Genomic DNA, 18424 nt, shown 5'->3' on the forward strand with positions numbered 1-18424 from the left:
TTAAGTAATAATTTAAAATTATATGTCATGAAGAAAATTTTAGTTCCAACCGATTTTTCTGAGCAATCAGAATATGCATTACATGTGGCTGCGCAAATAGCTAAACAAAATAATGCAGAAATAATAGTAACCCATATGATGGGGTTACACGATGGTTTAATTAATACTACAGAAAATAAATCTGCAGAAGAAGCATTGTTTCATTTAAAATTATCTCAAAAAAATTTTAAAACCTTTCTAGATAAAGATTATTTAGATGGAATTAAAGTGTCTGATACTGTTGAAAATCACACCGTATTTAGCGGATTAAATAATACTGCTAAAGAACATAAAGTAGATTTAATAGTTATGGGGTCACATGGCACTTCAGGATTGATTCAAGATATTTTTGTTGGTTCTAATACAGAAAAAGTTGTTAGAACTTCAGATATACCAGTATTGGTCATAAAGAAAAGAAGAGGCAACTTTAAAATAAGAGAAGCTGTATTTGCGTGCGATTTTAAATTAGAAAATGTTGATGTTTATCGCAAAGCTATAGATCTATTTATTTCATTTAATGCTAACGTACATTTAGTATATGTAAACCTACCTCAAACTTTTAAAAGCACAGAACAAATGAAAGAAATGGCAGAAGGGTTTTTAACCATAGCCGATGGTGATAAAAAAATGAATATTGATAACGTAATTTATTACAATGATTTTTCTGCCGAAGAAGGCATATTTAACTACAGTAAAAAAATCGATGCAGATATTATAGCTATACCCACACATGGAAGAAGAGGATTGGCACATTTTTTTGCTGGAAGTATAACAGAAGATATTGCCAATCATGCTACCATACCTGTAATGACATTTAAAATTTAAAACATATTAAAATGAAAAGAATTGTTTTACCCACAGACTTTTCAGATAATTCTGAAAATGCAATAGACTACGCACTGAACTTATTTAAAAGTGAATCTTGTACATTCTATCTTTTGCATACGTATACTCCAATAATTTATAGTTATGATTTTCATATGTCTGCAGGTAATTTTGCAGATGATGTTTCAGAAATGGTCAGAAAAAATGCTGAGGAAAGATTAACTGACCTTATTATGAAAATAAAAGGTAAGTATAAAAATGATAAGCATAGTTTTGAATTGGTAACCTCATTTAATACGCTAACAGATGAATTGAAAACCTTTACAAAGAAACACAACATAGATCTGATCATTATGGGTACAAAAGGCGTCTCTGGGGCTCATGAAGTTCTTTTTGGCACAAACACTGTACATGTAATTAATAAGGCTAAATGTCCTGTTTTAGCGATACCAGATGGTTATAAATTTGAATCACCAAATGATATTCTATTTCCCACAGACTATAAAATAGATTACGATGATAAACATCTAGATATTATTAAGGCTATTTCCTTAAAAAATAAATCTAAAATACATGTAGTTCATGTATCTCACGGTGAATTAGATTATGAACAAAACAAAAACAGAATTACCCTAGAACGTTTACTTATAGAATATAATGATGTCTATGAAACAGTTAGAGACGATGGTATACCAGAAGCAATAAATACTTATCAAAATAATCACCAAACACAGCTATTAATGATGATCAATAACAAGCACACTTTTTTTGAAAATCTTTTCTTTAAACCTGTAATCTCTAAGATAGGCTTACATCTAAAAACTCCTTTTCTAGTAGTACCTTCTTAAAGACAGTAATTATAAAAAGATATGTGTTTTACCTTGTTTCACCTCATCAGCAAATTCTTGGAGTGATTTATTATTAAATTCATCTAGTAATTTTTTACGCAATGGTGCTATCACATGATGAATAGAACAAGGGTTATGGTCTCCACATTTTGGCAATCCAATCATACAGGCTGTAAGTCTTTCTAAACCATCAATACATTCAACAATAGAAATAATATGATTCTCTTTATTTTTTTTGGTTAAAAAGAAACCCCCATTTCTACCTTTTGTTGAAGATATAATATCCTTTTTTGCTAATTGTTGTAGCGTTTTAGCCAAAAAGGGAGCAGGTATATCAATAGTGTCAGCTATATTTTTTGGGTTATGCTTTTTCTCATTACTTGAATGTAATGTTAAATAGATGACCGCTCTAATAGCATATTTACTTGATTGTGAAAGCATATTCAAATTAAAAAGATAAAAATATCTTTTTATATGATAATTATCATATTTTTGTGATAATCGAGTAACTAATTTTGTAACGTAAATTAAAACATTATTACAATGAAACCAAACTATTTACTATTATTAATTTTCTCTGTCTTACTTATAACAGGATGCAAAAAAGCAGAGCAAAATAACACCCAAGTTAAAAAAACAACTAACGAAACAACTCAAGTAAGCAAAGGACAATCTGCAGTTGTAGATGAAGACTCTGCGGCTAACGCTCTTCAGGTTGCAAAATCTTTAGATGATTTTACCACTCTAGTAGCTGCTATTGAAGCTGCCGGCGTAGAAGATGCTGTTGTAAATGCAGGTCCTCTTACCGTATTTGCTCCTGTAAATGATGCCTTTGGCAAATTACCTGAAGGTACAGTTGAATCTTTACTAAAGCCAGAGAATAAATCGAAGCTTGCATTTATTCTTACTAATCATGTAGCTCCAGCAAATTTTCCTGACACACAGTTAGAAAAAGAAGCAAAAAAAGGACGAAAACTATACATGGCATCTGGTAAATATTTAGAAGTTGAGAAAAAAGATGACGGATTATATGTAGGCGGTACTAAAGTGTTAAAAACAGTAAAAGTGAGTAATGGTTGGATACACGTCATTGGTGACGTATTAGTACCAGCTGAATAATAAATAACTATATAAACTAAAATAATGACAAAAAAAGTATTTGGCTTTTTAGTATTATCATTAATACTATTAGCAAGTTGTGGTGGTGATAAATCTAAAAAAGATACTCCAGCAAAAGCTACTGAACAAAAAGAAGTAAAAAAAGAAGAACCTACTAAACAAGAGCCTAAAGTGGAAACGGCTTCTACTGAGGTTAAAGCCTCTGAAAAAGTAGATTTAAATAATAAAGGTATTGGCCCAGTTAAATCTCTAACGTTGGATGCTGAAATAAACCAAGAAATGGCTACTAAAGGTGCAGAAGTGTTTAAAAAAATGTGTACCGCTTGCCATAGAGTTAACAAAAGATTTATTGGTCCTTCTCCACAAAATATTTTAGAAAGACGCTCTCCTGAATGGGTAATGAACATGATTTTAAATCCTGAAGAAATGGTTCAAAAAGATCCATTAGCTAAAGAACTACTTATAGAATTTAATGGTTCTCCTATGGCAAATCAGAATTTAACTGAAGAAGATGCAAGAGCTGTTTTAGAATACTTTAGAACTTTAAAATAACCAAACAAAAAACTATAAAATAATGAAAAAAATAGCAAAATTAATGGCCTTCGTTACTATAGTAACTTTAGTTTTTAGCTGTGGTAATAATGGTAATTCAAACGGAAATAGCCAAGGTGCTTTATCTGGTAATGCAGCAGAAAAAGTATATGTAGCTCCAGGTGAGCATGATGAATTCTATGCCTTTATCTCTGGTGGATTTAGTGGGCAACTAGCTGTATATGGTTTGCCATCTGGTAGATTATTTAAAGTGATTCCTGTATTCTCTCAAGATGCAGAAAAAGCATGGGGTTATAATGAAGAAACGAAACCTATGTTAAATACATCTCATGGTTTTATTCCTTGGGATGATGCACATCACCCAGATATTTCTCAGACGAATGGTGAACTAGATGGTAGATATGTTTATATTAATGGTAACAATACGCCTCGTATAGCAAAAATTGATCTTACTACTTTTGAGACTACTGAAATTATTGAAATTCCAAACAGTGCGGGTAATCACAGTTCATCTTATGTAACTGAAAATACAGAATATGTTGTTGCTGGTACTCGTTTTGGTGTGCCTGTTCCTCAAAAAGACATGTCTATTAAAGAATACAAAGGTAACTTTAAAGGAGCATTGACTTTCTTAAAAGTAGATCAAGAAGATGGTGGAATGGAAATAGCATTCCAAATCTTAATGCCTGGTTTTGATTATGATAAAGCGCACCCTGGTAGAGGTGACTCACATGGTTGGTTCTTCTTTACAACATATAATACAGAAGAATCTCATACATTATTAGAAGTAAACGCTTCTCAAAACGATAAAGATTTTATAGCTGCTGTTAACTGGAAAAAGATTGAAGAATATGTTGCTAATGGTGGTGGTACTAAAATGCCAACAAACTATGCACATAATGTATATAGTGATGAAACACATTCTGCAACTTCAACTATGAAAAAAGAGGTATTAACAGTTAATCCTACAGATGTGCCTGGTGCAATTTATTTCTTACCTACACCAAAATCACCGCATGGTTGTGATGTAAGCCCAACTGGTGAATATATTGTTGGTAGTGGTAAGCTATCTGCAGATGTAACTGTACACTCTTATACAAAAATGATGAAAGCTATTGAAGAAAAGAAATTTGATGGCGATGCTTACGGAATTCCTATTTTAAATTACGAAGATATTCTTGCAGGATCTGTTAAAAGTGGTGGTTTAGGCCCTTTACATACAGAATTTGACGCAGATGGTAATGCTTATACTACGTTCTTTATTTCTTCTGAAGTTGTAAAATGGAAATTAGGTACTTGGGAGGTTATAGATAGAAAACCTTGTTACTATTCGGTTGGTCACTTAATGATACCTGGTGGTAACTCAAGAAAGCCATTTGGTAAATATGTATTGGCAATGAATAAAATTACAAAAGACAGATATTTACCAACTGGCCCAGAAGTAACGCAATCTGCTCAGTTATATGACATTACTGGTGAGAAAATGGAGTTATTATTAGACTTCCCAACTGTTGGTGAGCCACACTATGCTGCTGGTATTGCTGCAGATATTGTAAAGAAAAATTCTAAAAAATTCTTTAAGCTAGAAGAAAATAAACACCCTTACGCTGTAAAAAGTGAAAGCGAAACAAAAGTTACTAGAAATGGGAATGAAGTGCATGTATATATGAGTACTATTAGAAGTCACTTTGCTCCTGATAATATCGAAGGGATTAAAGTTGGCGACAAAGTATACTTTCATGTAACTAACTTAGAGCAAGATTATGATGTACCTCATGGTATAAGTATGATTGGTGCTAATACTTCAGAACTATTAATTATGCCAGGTCAAACAGAAACGTTTACCTGGGAACCAAAGCAAGTAGGTGTTTGGCCATTTTATTGTACCGACTTCTGCTCTGCTTTACACCAAGAAATGCAAGGTTATGTTAGAGTATCTCCAAAGAATTCTAACATAGAGTTATCATGGTCGTTAGACGATGAATAACTAAGCCAATGCATGGTTTGATTATTTTAGTTAAAAAAGGCTGTATTGAAATGTTGAGATTTAATTTCTTGCAGCCTTTTTGTTAACCTTTTCTAAAAGATAAACAATGAAAAAATCTAAACTATTAATGTTCTTGGCAGCATTATTACCATTAGGCTTGTTTTTATTTCCTTTATGGAATATTACATTAGAAGCGCCTCAATACCCTACACCATTAGGAATGAATATTCATATTAATGATTTTGCTGATGCAAACCCTCATGATATTAAAAATATCAATCTAATGAATCATTATGTAGGGATGAAGTATATACCTGAGGCAATTCCAGAGTTTAAAATATTTCCTATCGGTATTATAACTACAACAATCATAGGATTAATAATAGCTTTTAAGTTTAATCATAAGTGGTATTTATATTGGTTTATTTTAATGGTATTATTAAGTGCTGCTGGCCTCTACGACTTTTATCTTTGGGAACATGATTATGGTCATAACTTAGACCCCAAAGCTATTATGAAGTTTACAAACCCAGACGGTACACAAATGGGCTTTCAACCACCTTTATTTGGCACAAAAAATATTCTAAATTTTACTGCACACTCCTACCCTAGATTAGGCGCTTACTTTTTAGGACTGGGGATTGCTACCGCATTATTAGCATATATTTTAGGCAAAAAAGAATCAAGCAAAAATTAAATGAGAAGTACAGTTTTTCTTTTACTGATTTTTGCATTGATTTCATGTTCAATTGAACCTGCCAAAATTGAGTATGGTAAAGATGCCTGTCATTTTTGCAAGATGAATATTGTAGATAAAACTCATGCTTCTCAATTAGTTACTAAAAAAGGAAAGGCATTTAAATATGATGCTATTGAGTGTATGCTTAATGACCTAGAAAATAGAGATCAGAAAGAGATTGGGTTATTTTTAATTACAGATTATAAAACACCTGAAAAATTGATAGATGCTACCAAGGCTACTTTTTTAATTAGTGACTCAATACAAAGCCCTATGGGAGCTAATCTTACTGGTTTTGAAATGAAAAGTGATGCTATAAGTATGATCAGAAAAAATAATAATGGTACGGTCTACGATTGGAGTACTATTCAACAACATTTTTATAATAACTAAAATGAATACAAACCTAATTCAGGAAGCTACTGTAAACGGCTTACAAGTTTCCAAAATATTTAAAACAGAGACAACAGAAACATTGTTAATTACTTTAGAAAAAGGTAAAATATTTCCTAAGCATTCGTCACCAAAAAAGGCTTTATTGGTTGTCTTAGAAGGTAATATCGATTTCTATATTGATGGGAAAATGTTCACCTTAGAACAACATAATACATATACTTTTAAAGCACATGTTGAACATTACGTTGTTGCAAATCTAGATTCTAAATTTCTAATAATTAGATAATTAAACGACTCAGCATAAAAGCGTTTTTGTCAAGAGTTTCAAAGCTTATATCCTTATATTTACAATTAATGTTACGGTTATATACTAATATTATACTGTTGTGCATTGCATGTACTGCCCAAGTTGGATTCGCTCAAATTCAAGTTTGTAATACTTGTGAAATTGCCTCATTATCAGAAGCAATCTTAAGAGCAGATAAGCATAGTACAATAATTTTAAATGAAGGTATATATAACGAACATGATATTTTAATTAATAAACCCGTGAAAATTGTTGGAAAGAATAATCCTACTATAGATGGGCAAAATAAAGGATACATTCTTGTTATAAAATCAGATAGTGTTTCTATTTCAGGCTTGACTTTAAAAAATGTAGGGCAGAGTTATACAAAAGATTTTGCTGCTATCTATATTTCCAAAAGCAAACATTTTACTATTGAAAACTCCACTTTAGAAAATGTATTTTTTGGCTTGCTTGTAGAAAAATCTCATCACGGAGTTATAAGAAATAACCATATCTCAAGTGAAGCTATTGATCAAGCAGGTTCAGGCAATGGAGTTCATATGTGGCATTGCTCAAATGTAGTGGTAGAAAATAATGAATTGCATAATCTTCGTGATGGTATTTATTTCGAATTTGTGACCGAAAGTAAAGTTCTTAAGAACAAAAGCTATAATAATTTACGCTATGGTTTACATTTTATGTTTTCTAATAATGATGAGTACCATAACAACACATTTACCAAAAATGGTTCTGGTGTTGCAGTGATGTTTTCTAAGTTTATAAATATGACAAACAATACATTTTCAGAAAACTGGGGCACGGCATCATATGGATTATTATTAAAGGAAATTTATGATGCCGAAATTGAACACAATACTTTTGAACAAAACACCACAGGCGTATATACCGAAGGTTCCACTAGAATAAATTATAAAAACAATAATTTTGTTAGAAACGGCTGGGGAGTAAAGATTTCAGGAGCTTGTTATACCAATGTTTTTAAGCAAAACAATTTTATGAATAATGCTTTTGATATATCTTACAATAGTAAACTGAATGATAATTCTTTTAATGAAAATTATTGGAGCTCGTATACAGGCTATGATCTTGATAAAAATGGCTACGGTGACGTACCTTATAGACCTGTAAAATTATTCTCATATATTGTAAACAAAACACCAGAAACTTTGGTATTGTTGCGAAGTTTATTTGTAGATATTATAAATTTTTCTGAAAAAGTATCACCAGTTTTTACACCAGATAACTTGCTAGATAAAAACCCATTAATGCGACCTGTAAAATGATAGCTATAGAGCATTTATATAAAAAATTTGGTAAAGTAGAGGTTTTAAAAGATCTTAATTTAACTATTAAAAGCGGTGGTATTTTTGCGGTACTAGGTCCTAATGGTTCTGGTAAAACTACCTTGATCAAAAGTGTCTTAGGAATGGTCATTCCTAATAAAGGTTCTATAAAAATTGATGATGATAGTATTTTAGGCAAACATGAGTACAGAAATGAAATTGATTATTTACCGCAAATAGCAAATTTTCCTAGTAATCTTACGGTAAAAGAGTTGATCAAGATGATCAAGAATTTACGATCAAAACCAACTTCAGACAAAGATCTAATAGAAATATTTGGTTTAAATACTTTTCTAGATCAAAAACTAGGGAATCTCTCTGGGGGTACTCGGCAAAAAGTAAATTTGGTATTAACTTTTATGTTCGATAGTCCATTAATTATTTTAGATGAGCCAACCACAGGTTTAGACCCTATTTCATTAATTCACTTAAAAGAAATCATTCAAAAAGAAAAAGAGAATGGTAAAACCATATTAATAACCTCTCATATCATGAGTTTTGTTGAAGAAGTAGCTGATGAAATAGTCTTCTTACTCGACGGAAAGATTTATTTTAAAGGAAGTATTCAAGAACTACAGTCTGTAACAAAACAAGAGAATCTAGAACAGGCTATCGCCACAATATTATCAAAAGAACATGTTTAAAATTTTAAAATATAGTTTTTATGATTTGATGCGTAGCCGTTGGAGTTATGTCTATTTTGCTTTTTACTTACTCTTAGGTTTTGTGCTATTATTTCTTAATAATGACACATCAAAAGCTGTAATTACCCTACTAAATATTATTATAGTATTAACACCACTTATCGGAACTATTTTTGGGGTGATGTATTATTATAATTCAAGAGAATTTACTGAATTGCTATTAGCCCAACCTTTAAAACGGTCTACTATATTTTTAGGGCAATATCTAGGTGTCTCGCTTTCACTTTCATTAAGTTTAGTGATCGGTTTAGGCATTCCTTTTCTTGCTTATGGTGTATTACAATCTTCAGCTATTTTCAACTTTTTGTCTTTGTTACTTGTTGGCGCTTTTCTTACTTTTATTTTCGTTGCGCTGGCTTTTAATATTGCCTTATCTAATGAAAATAAGATAAAAGGTTTTGGTTATGCTATTTTATTATGGTTATTCTTAGCTGTTATTTATGATGGATTGTTTTTAATTTCTCTAGTGCTTTTACAGGAATATCCACTAGATAAATTTTCACTAATAACCACAATGTTTAATCCTATTGATTTGTCAAGAATATTGATACTCCTTAAATTAGATATTTCTGCATTATTAGGATATACCGGTGCTGTATTTCAAAAATTCTTCGGCACTAATCTAGGGATGCTTACCTCCTTCTCTGTTTTAGTTTTATGGATCATACTTCCTGTTTGGAGAATAGCCTATAAGTCTAGAAAGAAAGATTTTTAAGTATATTTATAGGTTTTTTCTTCTTTACACAACAAAGTTTTTAAACCGTTTTATGTTTAGTAGAATTAGCTAAAAGTTAAGATATATGGTTGATCTCATAAAAAAGAAAAGAAACGGATTCGAACTAACTAAAAGCGATATTACAACTATTGTTAGTGGGCTTGTTATGGGTGAGATACCTGATTATCAAATTTCTGCATTTTTAATGGCCGTATATTTCAATGGTTTAAACTATAAAGAAACTGCTTTATTAACTGATGCCATGATGCGCTCAGGTGATCTTATTGATCTATCAGAAATTAAAGGAATTAAAGTAGATAAGCATAGTACCGGAGGTGTAGGTGACAAAACTACATTAGTTTTAGCTCCGCTTGTAGCTGCCGCAGGTATACCAGTCGCAAAAATGTCAGGGAGAGGATTAGGCCATACAGGTGGCACTTTAGATAAAATGGAATCAATCGAAGGTCTATCTGTAGATATGTCTAAAAAAGATTTTATCAAAAAGGTAAAACAACATAATATTGCTGTTTGTGGTCAGAATGCCAATTTAGTTCCAGCGGATAAAAAACTCTATGCTTTAAGAGATGTTACAGGCACTGTAAAAAATATCTCATTAATTGCTTCTAGCGTTATGAGTAAAAAATTGGCTTGTGGAGCCGATGCCATTATAATAGATATTAAAGTTGGGGTTGGTGCTTATATGAAGACTGTTGAAGATGCACGGCAACTTGCCAAAATGGTAATAGAGATTGGCTCTAAAATGAATAGAAAAGTTGTAGCTGTTATTACATCTATGCACGAACCTCTTGGAAATACTGTGGGTAATGCTTTAGAAGTAATAGAAGCTATCGATACCTTAAAGGGAAAAGGCCCTGAAGATCTAACTGAGCTTTGCCTAGAATTAGGTAGTCAAATGTTAGTTTTAGGCAATGCCGCTAAGAATAAGAAAGAAGGCGTTGAAATATTAAAGAATTTAATTAATTCTGGTAAAGCTTATGATAAATTTAAAGAATTTATACATGCTCAAGGTGGGGATGTAAAAGTTGTAGATAACCCAGATTTGTTACCAGTATCTAAATTTTCAAGGAGTTATAAAAGTACTGTTACAGGTTATATTACAGAATTAAATGCTTTAGATATAGGATTGGCTTCAGTAAAATTGGGTGCAGGTAGAGAAACTAAAGATGATGTAATTGACCATGCTGCTGGCATAATTTTAAAAAAGAAAATTGGCGATTATGTAAAGAAAGATGAAGTTTTGGCTGTACTCTATTCTAATAACGAAAAATCTTTTACAAAGGCTACAGAACTAATGGATTTAGCGTATAAATTTTCTAATGAAAAACCACAACAGGAGCCATTAATTATCCAAATAATGAGGTAAACTCTATAGTATTTAGTATTTTTATTAATTAGAATTAAAACGAAAAATGTATGATAGGTGAAAAAATGAAGACGAAAACAATGAGATCAAATAAAGAATTTGAACCACTTTTTGATAGAAATGATGGTATTCCGTTTGACGCAAGTCTATTTGAAGATATTAATATTAATAGAAGTGCCGTAGAAAGGCGCGCAGCCACATTAGGCAAACGTCGTTCCGTTAAAAAACAATGGCAGGCAGCCTGGTTATTAAAAGCAATTAGCTGTATAGATCTTACAACACTAGCGGGTGATGATACGCAAAGTAATGTCTTAAGATTATGTGCCAAGGCGAGATCTCCGGTAAGACAAGATTTATTAAAAGCCTTAGGTATGCAAGATGCTAATATTCAAACTGGTGCCGTTTGCGTCTATCATAATTTTATAAAAGATGCTGCAAAGGGGCTTAAAGGTACTAACATCCCTATTGCTGCAGTTTCTACAGGCTTTCCTGCAGGAAATATCCCTATAAAAGAAAGATTAAAACAAATTGAACTATCTGTAGCCGCCGGTGCAACAGAAATAGATATTGTTGTGAGTAGAGATTTAGTATTACGTTCAGATTGGAAAGCACTGTATGATGAGGTTGCCGCATGCAGAAAATCTTGTGGAGAAGCACATATGAAAACTATTCTTGCAACTGGTGAGATTCCTACTCTTACAAAAGTTGCAAAAGCTAGTTGGGTTAGTATGATGGCAGGCTCAGATTTTATTAAAACTAGTACAGGTAAAGAACCTGTTAATGCAACCATACCAGTAAGTTTGGTTATGATTCGAGCTATACGTGAGTACTATGAATTAACAGGCAACAAAGTTGGATTTAAACCAGCTGGAGGTATTGGTAAAGCAAAACAAGCAATAAACTGGCTAGTATTAATTAAAGAAGAATTAGGTAATGATTGGCTCAACCCTGAATTATTTAGGTTTGGAGCCAGTAGTTTACTTGGCGATATAGAAAGACAGTTAGAACATTTTGTTACGGGTAGGTATTCTGCGTCATATAGACACCCAATGGGTTAATTAAAGAGAAATGGAAGTAAAAGAAATATATGAAACAATGGCTTATGGTCCGGCTCCTGAAAGTGCTGATGAAGCCATTAGGTTTTTAGATAGTCATAAAAGAAAATTCAAGTTATTTATTAACGGAAAATGGGTTGCTCCTTCTTCTGGAGAATATTTTGACAGTATTAATCCAGCAAATAAAGAAAAGTTAGCAAAAATTTCTGAAGCTAATGAAGCCGATGTGAATAAAGCTGTTGCTGCTGCCAAGAAGGCCTTACCAGAATGGATAAAAATTGGGTCACATCAACGTGCAAGATATATGTATGCCCTAGCAAGACAAATTCAAAAGCATTCTCGTCTTTTTGCGGTGTTAGAATCGATGGATAATGGAAAGCCTATAAGAGAAACCAGAGATATAGATGTGCCTTTAGTAGCTCGTCATTTTTATCACCATGCTGGTTGGGCTCAGTTAAGAGATACAGAACTAAAAGACTATAAAGAACTTGGTGTTATTGGTCAAATTATTCCCTGGAATTTTCCTTTATTGATGTTATCATGGAAAATCGCTCCAGCTATAGCTATGGGAAATACTGTAGTTTTAAAACCAGCTGAAGCAACCTCTTTAACAGCGCTATTGTTTGCAGAAATCTGTCAGCAAATTGGTTTACCAAATGGTGTGGTAAATATAATCACTGGACATGGTAAAACAGGAGCAGAAATTGTAAACCACAAAGACATAAACAAAATTGCCTTTACAGGTTCGACTGAAGTCGGAAAGATTATTCGAAGAGCAACAGCAGGAACTGGTAAAAAATTATCATTAGAACTTGGTGGAAAATCACCATTCATAGTTTTTGAAGATGCCGATTTAGATAGCGTAGTAGAAGGTATCGTAGATGCTATTTGGTTTAATCAAGGACAAGTTTGTTGCGCAGGCTCTCGATTATTAGTTCAAGAAAGTGTTGCCAATAAGCTTTACAAGAAGATTAAATCTAGAATGGAAACATTAAGAATTGGTAATCCATTAGATAAAAGTATTGATATTGGAGCCATAGTAGATAAAGATCAATTGAATACCATTACAAAAATGGTAAAACAAGGTGTAGAAGAAGGTAATACACTTAATCAACCATCTTGGTCTTGCCCAAAAGATGGTTATTTCTATCCACCCACATTATTTACAAATGTGTCTCCTTCTGCAACTATTGCTCAAGAAGAAATTTTTGGTCCCGTTTTAGTGGCAATGACTTTTAGATCTCATAAAGAAGCTGTGAGATTGGCTAACAATACTAGATATGGGTTAGCTTGTAGTATCTGGACAGAAAACATCAATTTAGCATTAGACATTGCACCACAAATAAAAGCAGGTGTAGCTTGGATCAATTGTACCAATGTATTTGATGCTGCGGCAGGATTTGGTGGATATCGCGAGTCAGGATTTGGAAGAGAGGGTGGTAAAGAAGGTTTAATGGAATATCTGAAGCCAAAAATTGAAGATAATTTTTCAGACAAACCTATTTCTTTTCCTAAACATAAATCTAATGGCTCGTTAAAATCATCTCAACCTTCTTTTGAGATAGATAGAACAACTAAAATGTATATTGGTGGCAAACAAGCTAGACCAGATGGTGGTTATAGTGCGATCATCAATGGTGTTAATGGCAATTATATTGGTGAAGTTTCTAAAGGAAACAGAAAAGATATAAGAAATGCCGTTGAAGCCGCCCACTCTTGTACTAAATGGTGCAATATGACTGGGCATGCGCGTGCACAAGTATTGTATTATTTAGCTGAAAATCTTGCGATTAGAAAAGAAGAATTTGCCGATAGAATAGTTGAAATGACCAATCAAAGTAAAGTGAGTGCTTTACAAGAAGTTGATCTTTCAATTGAAAGAATTTATTCTTATGCAGCCATGGCAGATAAATATGATGGAAATGTCCATCATACAACTCATAGAAACGTAACATTAGCAATGCCAGAATCGTTTGGTGTTATGGGAATAGTTTGTCCTGATGAATTCCCATTGTTAGGATTTATATCGACAGTAATCCCTGCCATTACTATGGGTAATAATGTTGTGGTAATTCCTTCGGAAAAGTTACCTTTTTCAGCAACAGATTTTTATCAAGTATTAGAGACATCAGATGTTCCAGGTAGTGTAGTAAATGTAATTACAGGTAATAAAGATGAATTAGCCCAAGTATTAGCAAAGCATGATGATGTAGATGCCATTTGGTACTTTGGCAGCAAAGAAGGATCTAAAGACATTGAGTTGTTGTCTGCCGATAATATGAAACGCACCTGGGTGAATTATGGTAAGTATAGAAATTGGCTAGATAATACCCAAGGAGAAGGTAATGAGTTCTTAAGTCACTCTAGCCAGATTAAGAATATTTGGATTCCTTATGGAGCTTAACCTTAAATTTTATTCCTTTAATTAAATAAGTTAAACATATGAGTAGTGTTCATTTAGAAGCTAAAGTTGGAGATATTGCCGAAACTGTTTTATTACCTGGTGATCCTTTAAGGGCAAAGCACGTAGCTGATACCATGTTAGAAAATGCTTTTTGCTATAATAAAGTAAGAGGCATGTATGGCTTTACAGGAAATTATAATGGAAAAAAAGTTTCCATTCAAGGCTCAGGAATGGGCATGGGCAGTACTTCAATCTATGTAAATGAACTTATAAATACCTATAATGTTAAGAATATTATTAGAGTAGGTACTTGCGGCTGTATACAAGAAGATCTTAAATTAGGTCAGGTTATATTGGCAATGAGTGCTTCGGGTGATTCTGATGCTAACAGTAATTATTTCGGAAGAATGCATTATGCAGCAACTGCTGATTTTGATTTATTGCAAAGAGCGTATAACGTTGCTCAAAAAATGAATATAAATACGATTCAAGGATCTGTATTTAGTACCAATACTTTTTACGATGCGCAGCCAAACCGTTGGGAAAAATGGCAGAAACACGGAATTCTTGGTGTAGAAATGGAAACACAAATACTTTTCACTTTAGCTAAAAGATACAATATAAAAGCACTATCTATTCTAACAGTTAGTGACAACATCATTACTGGCTCAGCTTCAAGTCAGCAAGATCGTGAGCAATCATATAGTGATATGATGAAGATTGCATTAGAGTTAGCTTAAAATTTTTATATTCCTTAATTATCTAATATTACCCTTTAGATAATTTTCCAGTAGCACAGCTTATATAAGATTTAGCTTTTTTTATAACGGAATTTGAATTTCCTTCTATCGGGTAACCAAGTGAGCTCAATTTATTCTCAATTACAATTAATGTTTCTTTATTTATATAATTAAAATGAATAGTAGAAGTCAGCTCATCTACAATTACATTACTGATGTCATTAATATCCTCAAGTTTAGTCTTTATAGTATGTGCACAACCGCCACATTTTAAATTCTGTACTAGAAAGCTGGCTTTATTCATTACTGTTATATTTTATTTCAATTCTAAATCTAGCTTAGCCAATAAAATCAACTCTGACTTATTTTTATTAGAAAAAGCAGTTGCAACCGAGGTAGCAGCATTTTTAACCAATTTCTTTATTTCATTTGTAAATAAGTTTTCATTGCTTCTTTTATATACTATAAAATCATTAAAACATTCTATAACATCTGCGTCAATACTATTACAATTATCAAAGCTTGCTTCAGCCTGAAATAAAGCATAAGACATATAATCACTATTAATTTTTTCTAAAAGCTCATTCTTTAAGACTTTTTTAAATGCTTCATATTCTTGTTGATGAATATGCCTATCAGAAGCCGCTATTGCATATAATAGCTTCCCGAAATTTTGATAAAAAGAAACACCTATTTCATGTGAAACTTTCATTAATTCTATTTAATAATTATAGTATGCAAGTTATCAACTACAGTAGCAACAAACTATGACAATTATCATTTCTATTTTGTTATATATCAGTTAATTTTAAGATAGTTAAATAGGTATTATTATGGGAAATATTTCTTTTTTTTAGCAAAATTTTGGGGCTGGTATTTAGTGATTTTTTTCTTGTCATTAAGTTTTAATCCTAAAAGAATTAAGCAGATTGTGAATAGTATAAAAGATGAAAAATTCTTACTACTAATTGCTTTTTTAGCCATTATTATAGGGCTTCTAAATATATTATTTCATAACATCTGGGAACCAAACTGGAAACTAATAATCACAATATTTGGTTGGATAGCTTTATTAAAAGGTGTACTACTATTTACATTTCCAAAACGATTTTTACCATTAGTAGAAATGATAAATGTGAAGTTTGTACAGACATTATATATTCTATTATTACTCTTAGGGCTCATTTTATTAAATATTGCATACCAAATAATACCCTTCTAGTAAGTTAGAAGAATAAGATTAACCATACATAGAAGTCGTGAAAAATTAAAATTAATAGTATGAAAAATATTGGAATTTGGCTTGATAAAGACAAAGCCTACATTATAACATTAGAAGATAAAACAGAAACTTTAAAAACAGTAAAATCTAACATCGAACATTTCCGTATTCATGGTGGTTCAGGCACACGTCTTAAAGGAGGGCCACAAGATGTAGTTCAAGACAGTAAATATTTAGAAAGAGAAAAAAATCAATTAAAGAATTATTTTAAAGAAATTGTTTCTAAAATAAAAGATGCAAATGCAATTGCCATATTTGGGCCTGCTGAAACTCGAATTAAATTCAAAAAAGAATTAGAAACTAGATATCATGATTTAAACAATAAAGTAAAAGTTACTCTAAAAGCTGATAGTATGACTAAAAATCAAGTAAAAGCTTTAATTAGAGATTACTACTATAGTTAAAAAGTAACAGTTTTAACTAAGAAATTTAATATCAGCTGATAAATATCATAGGGTATTTTGTTTACATGAAATACCTTAGAACTGTAATTAAGTTTAACATTTAAAAATTTAGTTATATCACTTATTAAGTTTAAAAACATACAATTATGAAAAATATTATTTTATTATTCGCTACGCTTTTATTTATAAGCTGTTCAACCACAGAGTTAGTAGACAATTGGAAAAATCCAGAAGTTGATGCTTATGAAGGGACTAAAGTTTTAATTGTTGGTATGACTTCAAATACTGAAGCAAGAAAAGCATTTGAAACTAAGTTGAGAAAAGAGTATGAAGCCCGTGAAATAGAGGCTATTGCTAGTTATCAATATTTTGATAATCAGAAAAAAACAGAAGATGATCTTTTAGAGATTGAAAATCGACTTCTGGCTGATGGTTTCGACACCATACTCTTTTCAAAAATTATTGGTTCAGAAAATAAACAACGCCTTTCTAAATCGTATAAAGATATTGACAATACTTACCGAAAATTTAGAGATGAATACTTCATGAATCAAGATATTTACTACAATCCAGAATATTATGAACAATACCCTATATATCATGCAGAAGCATCGTTGTACTGTATCTGTGCTACAAAAGATAGAGAATTGATTTGGAAAGGATTTATTGATATTACTGACCCTACAGATATAAAAGAAACGGTAGATGATTATGTAAAACTTATGGTTTTTATTCTAGAAGAAAATAGTCTTTTGATCAAAAAAGAGGAGGTGAAAAATATTTAGATCCTAGCTTATAATACTTTCTAAAACATCACCAACAAAGTAAGCAACAATTGCGGCTATAGCTCCTAGTATAAGGGTTTCAACAATGCCTTTCAATTTACTCGTTTCTGTAACATAGGTTTTTAAAAAGCCAATTAAAATAAAGGTTGATGATGTAAAAATACTTGTCCATAAAAATAAATTGCCAGGAAAATTTCCTATAAAATCCCAAACATATATAAGTAAAGGTATTAACCCAATTGAAATAAAAGATAAGTAGGTAACGGCTCCAATTTTAACTGGCGACTTAGTTTGCTTTACCATTAACAATTCATCTTTCATCATCACATCTACCCATCTATCTTTGTCGGCCACAATGGTATCTACCACTTGTTGTAGGAGTTCTCCTTCAAAACCCTTTCTTCTATAAATTTCTTCTACCTCTTTACGTTCTGTTTCTGGCATATTTTCTACTTCCCAGTATTCAATTTTCTTATGCTTATCGTAATTGTCTTTTTCAGATTTTGCTGATAAATAAGCACCTACCGACATAGCAAAACCATCTGCAAAAAGATTAGCAAACCCAAGGATAATAATAACTGTACTATTAAGCCCAGCCCCAACAGCTCCTGCAACTACAGCAAATGTAGTCACTGCTCCATCAATTCCTCCATAAACAAATTCACCTAAATAGTCTTGAAATTTTACAAACCTGTTATTAATACCGTGCAATTCATATTCATTATAGCTCATTTTGACATTAATTTTTATAGGTTACCCAATATAAATAAAAGGAATATGAATTAAAATAGAT

General features: G+C 31.8%; 22 protein-coding genes. 18 read left to right on the plus strand and 4 right to left on the minus strand.

Annotated elements, in window-relative coordinates; genetic code table 11:
* Window positions 1–27 precede the first annotated feature (27 nt).
* Together AC3IF2_RS09370 and AC3IF2_RS09375 are read left to right on the plus strand one after the other, a co-directional pair.
* Entirely contained in the window at window positions 28–864 is an 837-nt protein-coding gene (locus AC3IF2_RS09370) for a universal stress protein (protein ID WP_489166776.1), read from the plus strand.
* A gap of 11 nt (window positions 865–875) precedes the next feature.
* Entirely contained in the window at window positions 876–1712 is an 837-nt protein-coding gene (locus AC3IF2_RS09375) for a universal stress protein (protein ID WP_489166777.1), read from the plus strand.
* A 9-nt stretch (window positions 1713–1721) separates the two neighbouring features.
* Here the strand turns inward: AC3IF2_RS09375 and AC3IF2_RS09380 are convergent, their stop codons facing one another.
* On the minus strand, window positions 1722–2153 hold the full coding sequence (locus AC3IF2_RS09380; protein WP_489166778.1) for an RrF2 family transcriptional regulator: 432 nt from the start codon (window positions 2151–2153) through the stop codon (window positions 1722–1724).
* Window positions 2154–2255: 102 nt separating this feature from the next.
* Between AC3IF2_RS09380 and AC3IF2_RS09385 the strand changes: the two genes are divergently transcribed.
* From AC3IF2_RS09385 to deoD, 13 genes are all read left to right on the plus strand, one after another.
* The gene (locus tag AC3IF2_RS09385) at window positions 2256–2831 is read left to right on the plus strand and encodes a fasciclin domain-containing protein (RefSeq protein WP_489166779.1); all 576 of its coding nucleotides are present in this window, start codon (window positions 2256–2258) and stop codon (window positions 2829–2831) included.
* Between the two features lie 24 nt (window positions 2832–2855).
* The gene (locus tag AC3IF2_RS09390; RefSeq protein ID WP_489166780.1) at window positions 2856–3383 is read left to right on the plus strand and encodes a c-type cytochrome; all 528 of its coding nucleotides are present in this window, start codon (window positions 2856–2858) and stop codon (window positions 3381–3383) included.
* A gap of 22 nt (window positions 3384–3405) precedes the next feature.
* A complete protein-coding gene (gene nosZ, locus AC3IF2_RS09395; protein WP_489166781.1) occupies window positions 3406–5370 on the plus strand; it encodes a Sec-dependent nitrous-oxide reductase in 1965 nt (654 codons plus the stop codon).
* A gap of 106 nt (window positions 5371–5476) precedes the next feature.
* Window positions 5477–6067: a hypothetical protein gene (locus tag AC3IF2_RS09400; protein ID WP_489166782.1), complete on the plus strand. Its 591-nt coding sequence runs from the start codon at window positions 5477–5479 to the stop codon at window positions 6065–6067.
* Window positions 6068–6502, plus strand: a complete 435-nt coding sequence (locus AC3IF2_RS09405) for a nitrous oxide reductase accessory protein NosL (protein ID WP_489166783.1) — start codon at window positions 6068–6070, stop codon at window positions 6500–6502. It abuts the gene before it with no gap.
* Window position 6503: 1 nt separating this feature from the next.
* Window positions 6504–6791 (plus strand): cupin domain-containing protein, encoded by a 288-nt coding sequence (locus tag AC3IF2_RS09410; protein ID WP_489166784.1) that lies wholly within the window; start codon window positions 6504–6506, stop codon window positions 6789–6791.
* Window positions 6792–6859: 68 nt separating this feature from the next.
* Window positions 6860–8098, plus strand: coding sequence for a nitrous oxide reductase family maturation protein NosD (locus AC3IF2_RS09415; RefSeq protein ID WP_489166785.1), 1239 nt, complete (start codon window positions 6860–6862; stop codon window positions 8096–8098).
* Entirely contained in the window at window positions 8095–8802 is a 708-nt protein-coding gene (locus AC3IF2_RS09420) for an ABC transporter ATP-binding protein (RefSeq protein ID WP_489166786.1), read from the plus strand. Before AC3IF2_RS09415 ends, AC3IF2_RS09420 begins: the two co-directional genes overlap by 4 nt.
* Window positions 8795–9577, plus strand: a complete 783-nt coding sequence (locus tag AC3IF2_RS09425) for an ABC transporter permease (RefSeq protein ID WP_489166787.1) — start codon at window positions 8795–8797, stop codon at window positions 9575–9577. Before AC3IF2_RS09420 ends, AC3IF2_RS09425 begins: the two co-directional genes overlap by 8 nt.
* Before the next feature lie 85 nt (window positions 9578–9662).
* Complete coding sequence (locus tag AC3IF2_RS09430) at window positions 9663–10961, plus strand: pyrimidine-nucleoside phosphorylase (RefSeq protein ID WP_489166788.1); 1299 nt, start codon at window positions 9663–9665, stop codon at window positions 10959–10961.
* A 65-nt stretch (window positions 10962–11026) separates the two neighbouring features.
* Complete coding sequence (gene deoC, locus AC3IF2_RS09435) at window positions 11027–12019, plus strand: deoxyribose-phosphate aldolase (protein ID WP_489166789.1); 993 nt, start codon at window positions 11027–11029, stop codon at window positions 12017–12019.
* Window positions 12020–12029: 10 nt separating this feature from the next.
* Window positions 12030–14420 (plus strand): aldehyde dehydrogenase family protein, encoded by a 2391-nt coding sequence (locus AC3IF2_RS09440; RefSeq protein ID WP_489166790.1) that lies wholly within the window; start codon window positions 12030–12032, stop codon window positions 14418–14420.
* 38 nt (window positions 14421–14458) lie between these two features.
* Complete coding sequence (deoD, locus tag AC3IF2_RS09445) at window positions 14459–15160, plus strand: purine-nucleoside phosphorylase (protein WP_489166791.1); 702 nt, start codon at window positions 14459–14461, stop codon at window positions 15158–15160.
* A 28-nt stretch (window positions 15161–15188) separates the two neighbouring features.
* Here deoD and AC3IF2_RS09450 read toward each other — a convergent pair whose 3' ends face one another.
* Both AC3IF2_RS09450 and AC3IF2_RS09455 read right to left on the minus strand, forming a co-directional pair.
* Window positions 15189–15464, minus strand: a complete 276-nt coding sequence (locus AC3IF2_RS09450; protein WP_489166792.1) for a heavy-metal-associated domain-containing protein — start codon at window positions 15462–15464, stop codon at window positions 15189–15191.
* A gap of 12 nt (window positions 15465–15476) precedes the next feature.
* Complete coding sequence (locus AC3IF2_RS09455; protein ID WP_489166793.1) at window positions 15477–15872, minus strand: hypothetical protein; 396 nt, start codon at window positions 15870–15872, stop codon at window positions 15477–15479.
* 219 nt (window positions 15873–16091) lie between these two features.
* On the opposite strand from AC3IF2_RS09455, the gene AC3IF2_RS09460 reads away from it, so the two are divergent.
* The 3 genes from AC3IF2_RS09460 (at window position 16092) to AC3IF2_RS09470 (ending at window position 17631) form a co-directional block, all read left to right on the plus strand.
* Window positions 16092–16382 (plus strand): hypothetical protein, encoded by a 291-nt coding sequence (locus AC3IF2_RS09460; RefSeq protein ID WP_489166794.1) that lies wholly within the window; start codon window positions 16092–16094, stop codon window positions 16380–16382.
* A 59-nt stretch (window positions 16383–16441) separates the two neighbouring features.
* Entirely contained in the window at window positions 16442–16846 is a 405-nt protein-coding gene (locus tag AC3IF2_RS09465; RefSeq protein ID WP_489166795.1) for a hypothetical protein, read from the plus strand.
* Window positions 16847–16992: 146 nt separating this feature from the next.
* On the plus strand, window positions 16993–17631 hold the full coding sequence (locus AC3IF2_RS09470) for a hypothetical protein (RefSeq protein WP_489166796.1): 639 nt from the start codon (window positions 16993–16995) through the stop codon (window positions 17629–17631).
* A 3-nt stretch (window positions 17632–17634) separates the two neighbouring features.
* Here the strand turns inward: AC3IF2_RS09470 and AC3IF2_RS09475 are convergent, their stop codons facing one another.
* Window positions 17635–18363 (minus strand): VIT1/CCC1 transporter family protein, encoded by a 729-nt coding sequence (locus AC3IF2_RS09475; RefSeq protein ID WP_489166797.1) that lies wholly within the window; start codon window positions 18361–18363, stop codon window positions 17635–17637.
* Window positions 18364–18424: the final 61 nt, after the last annotated feature.

It is taken from the genome of Maritimimonas rapanae, assembly GCF_057837205.1.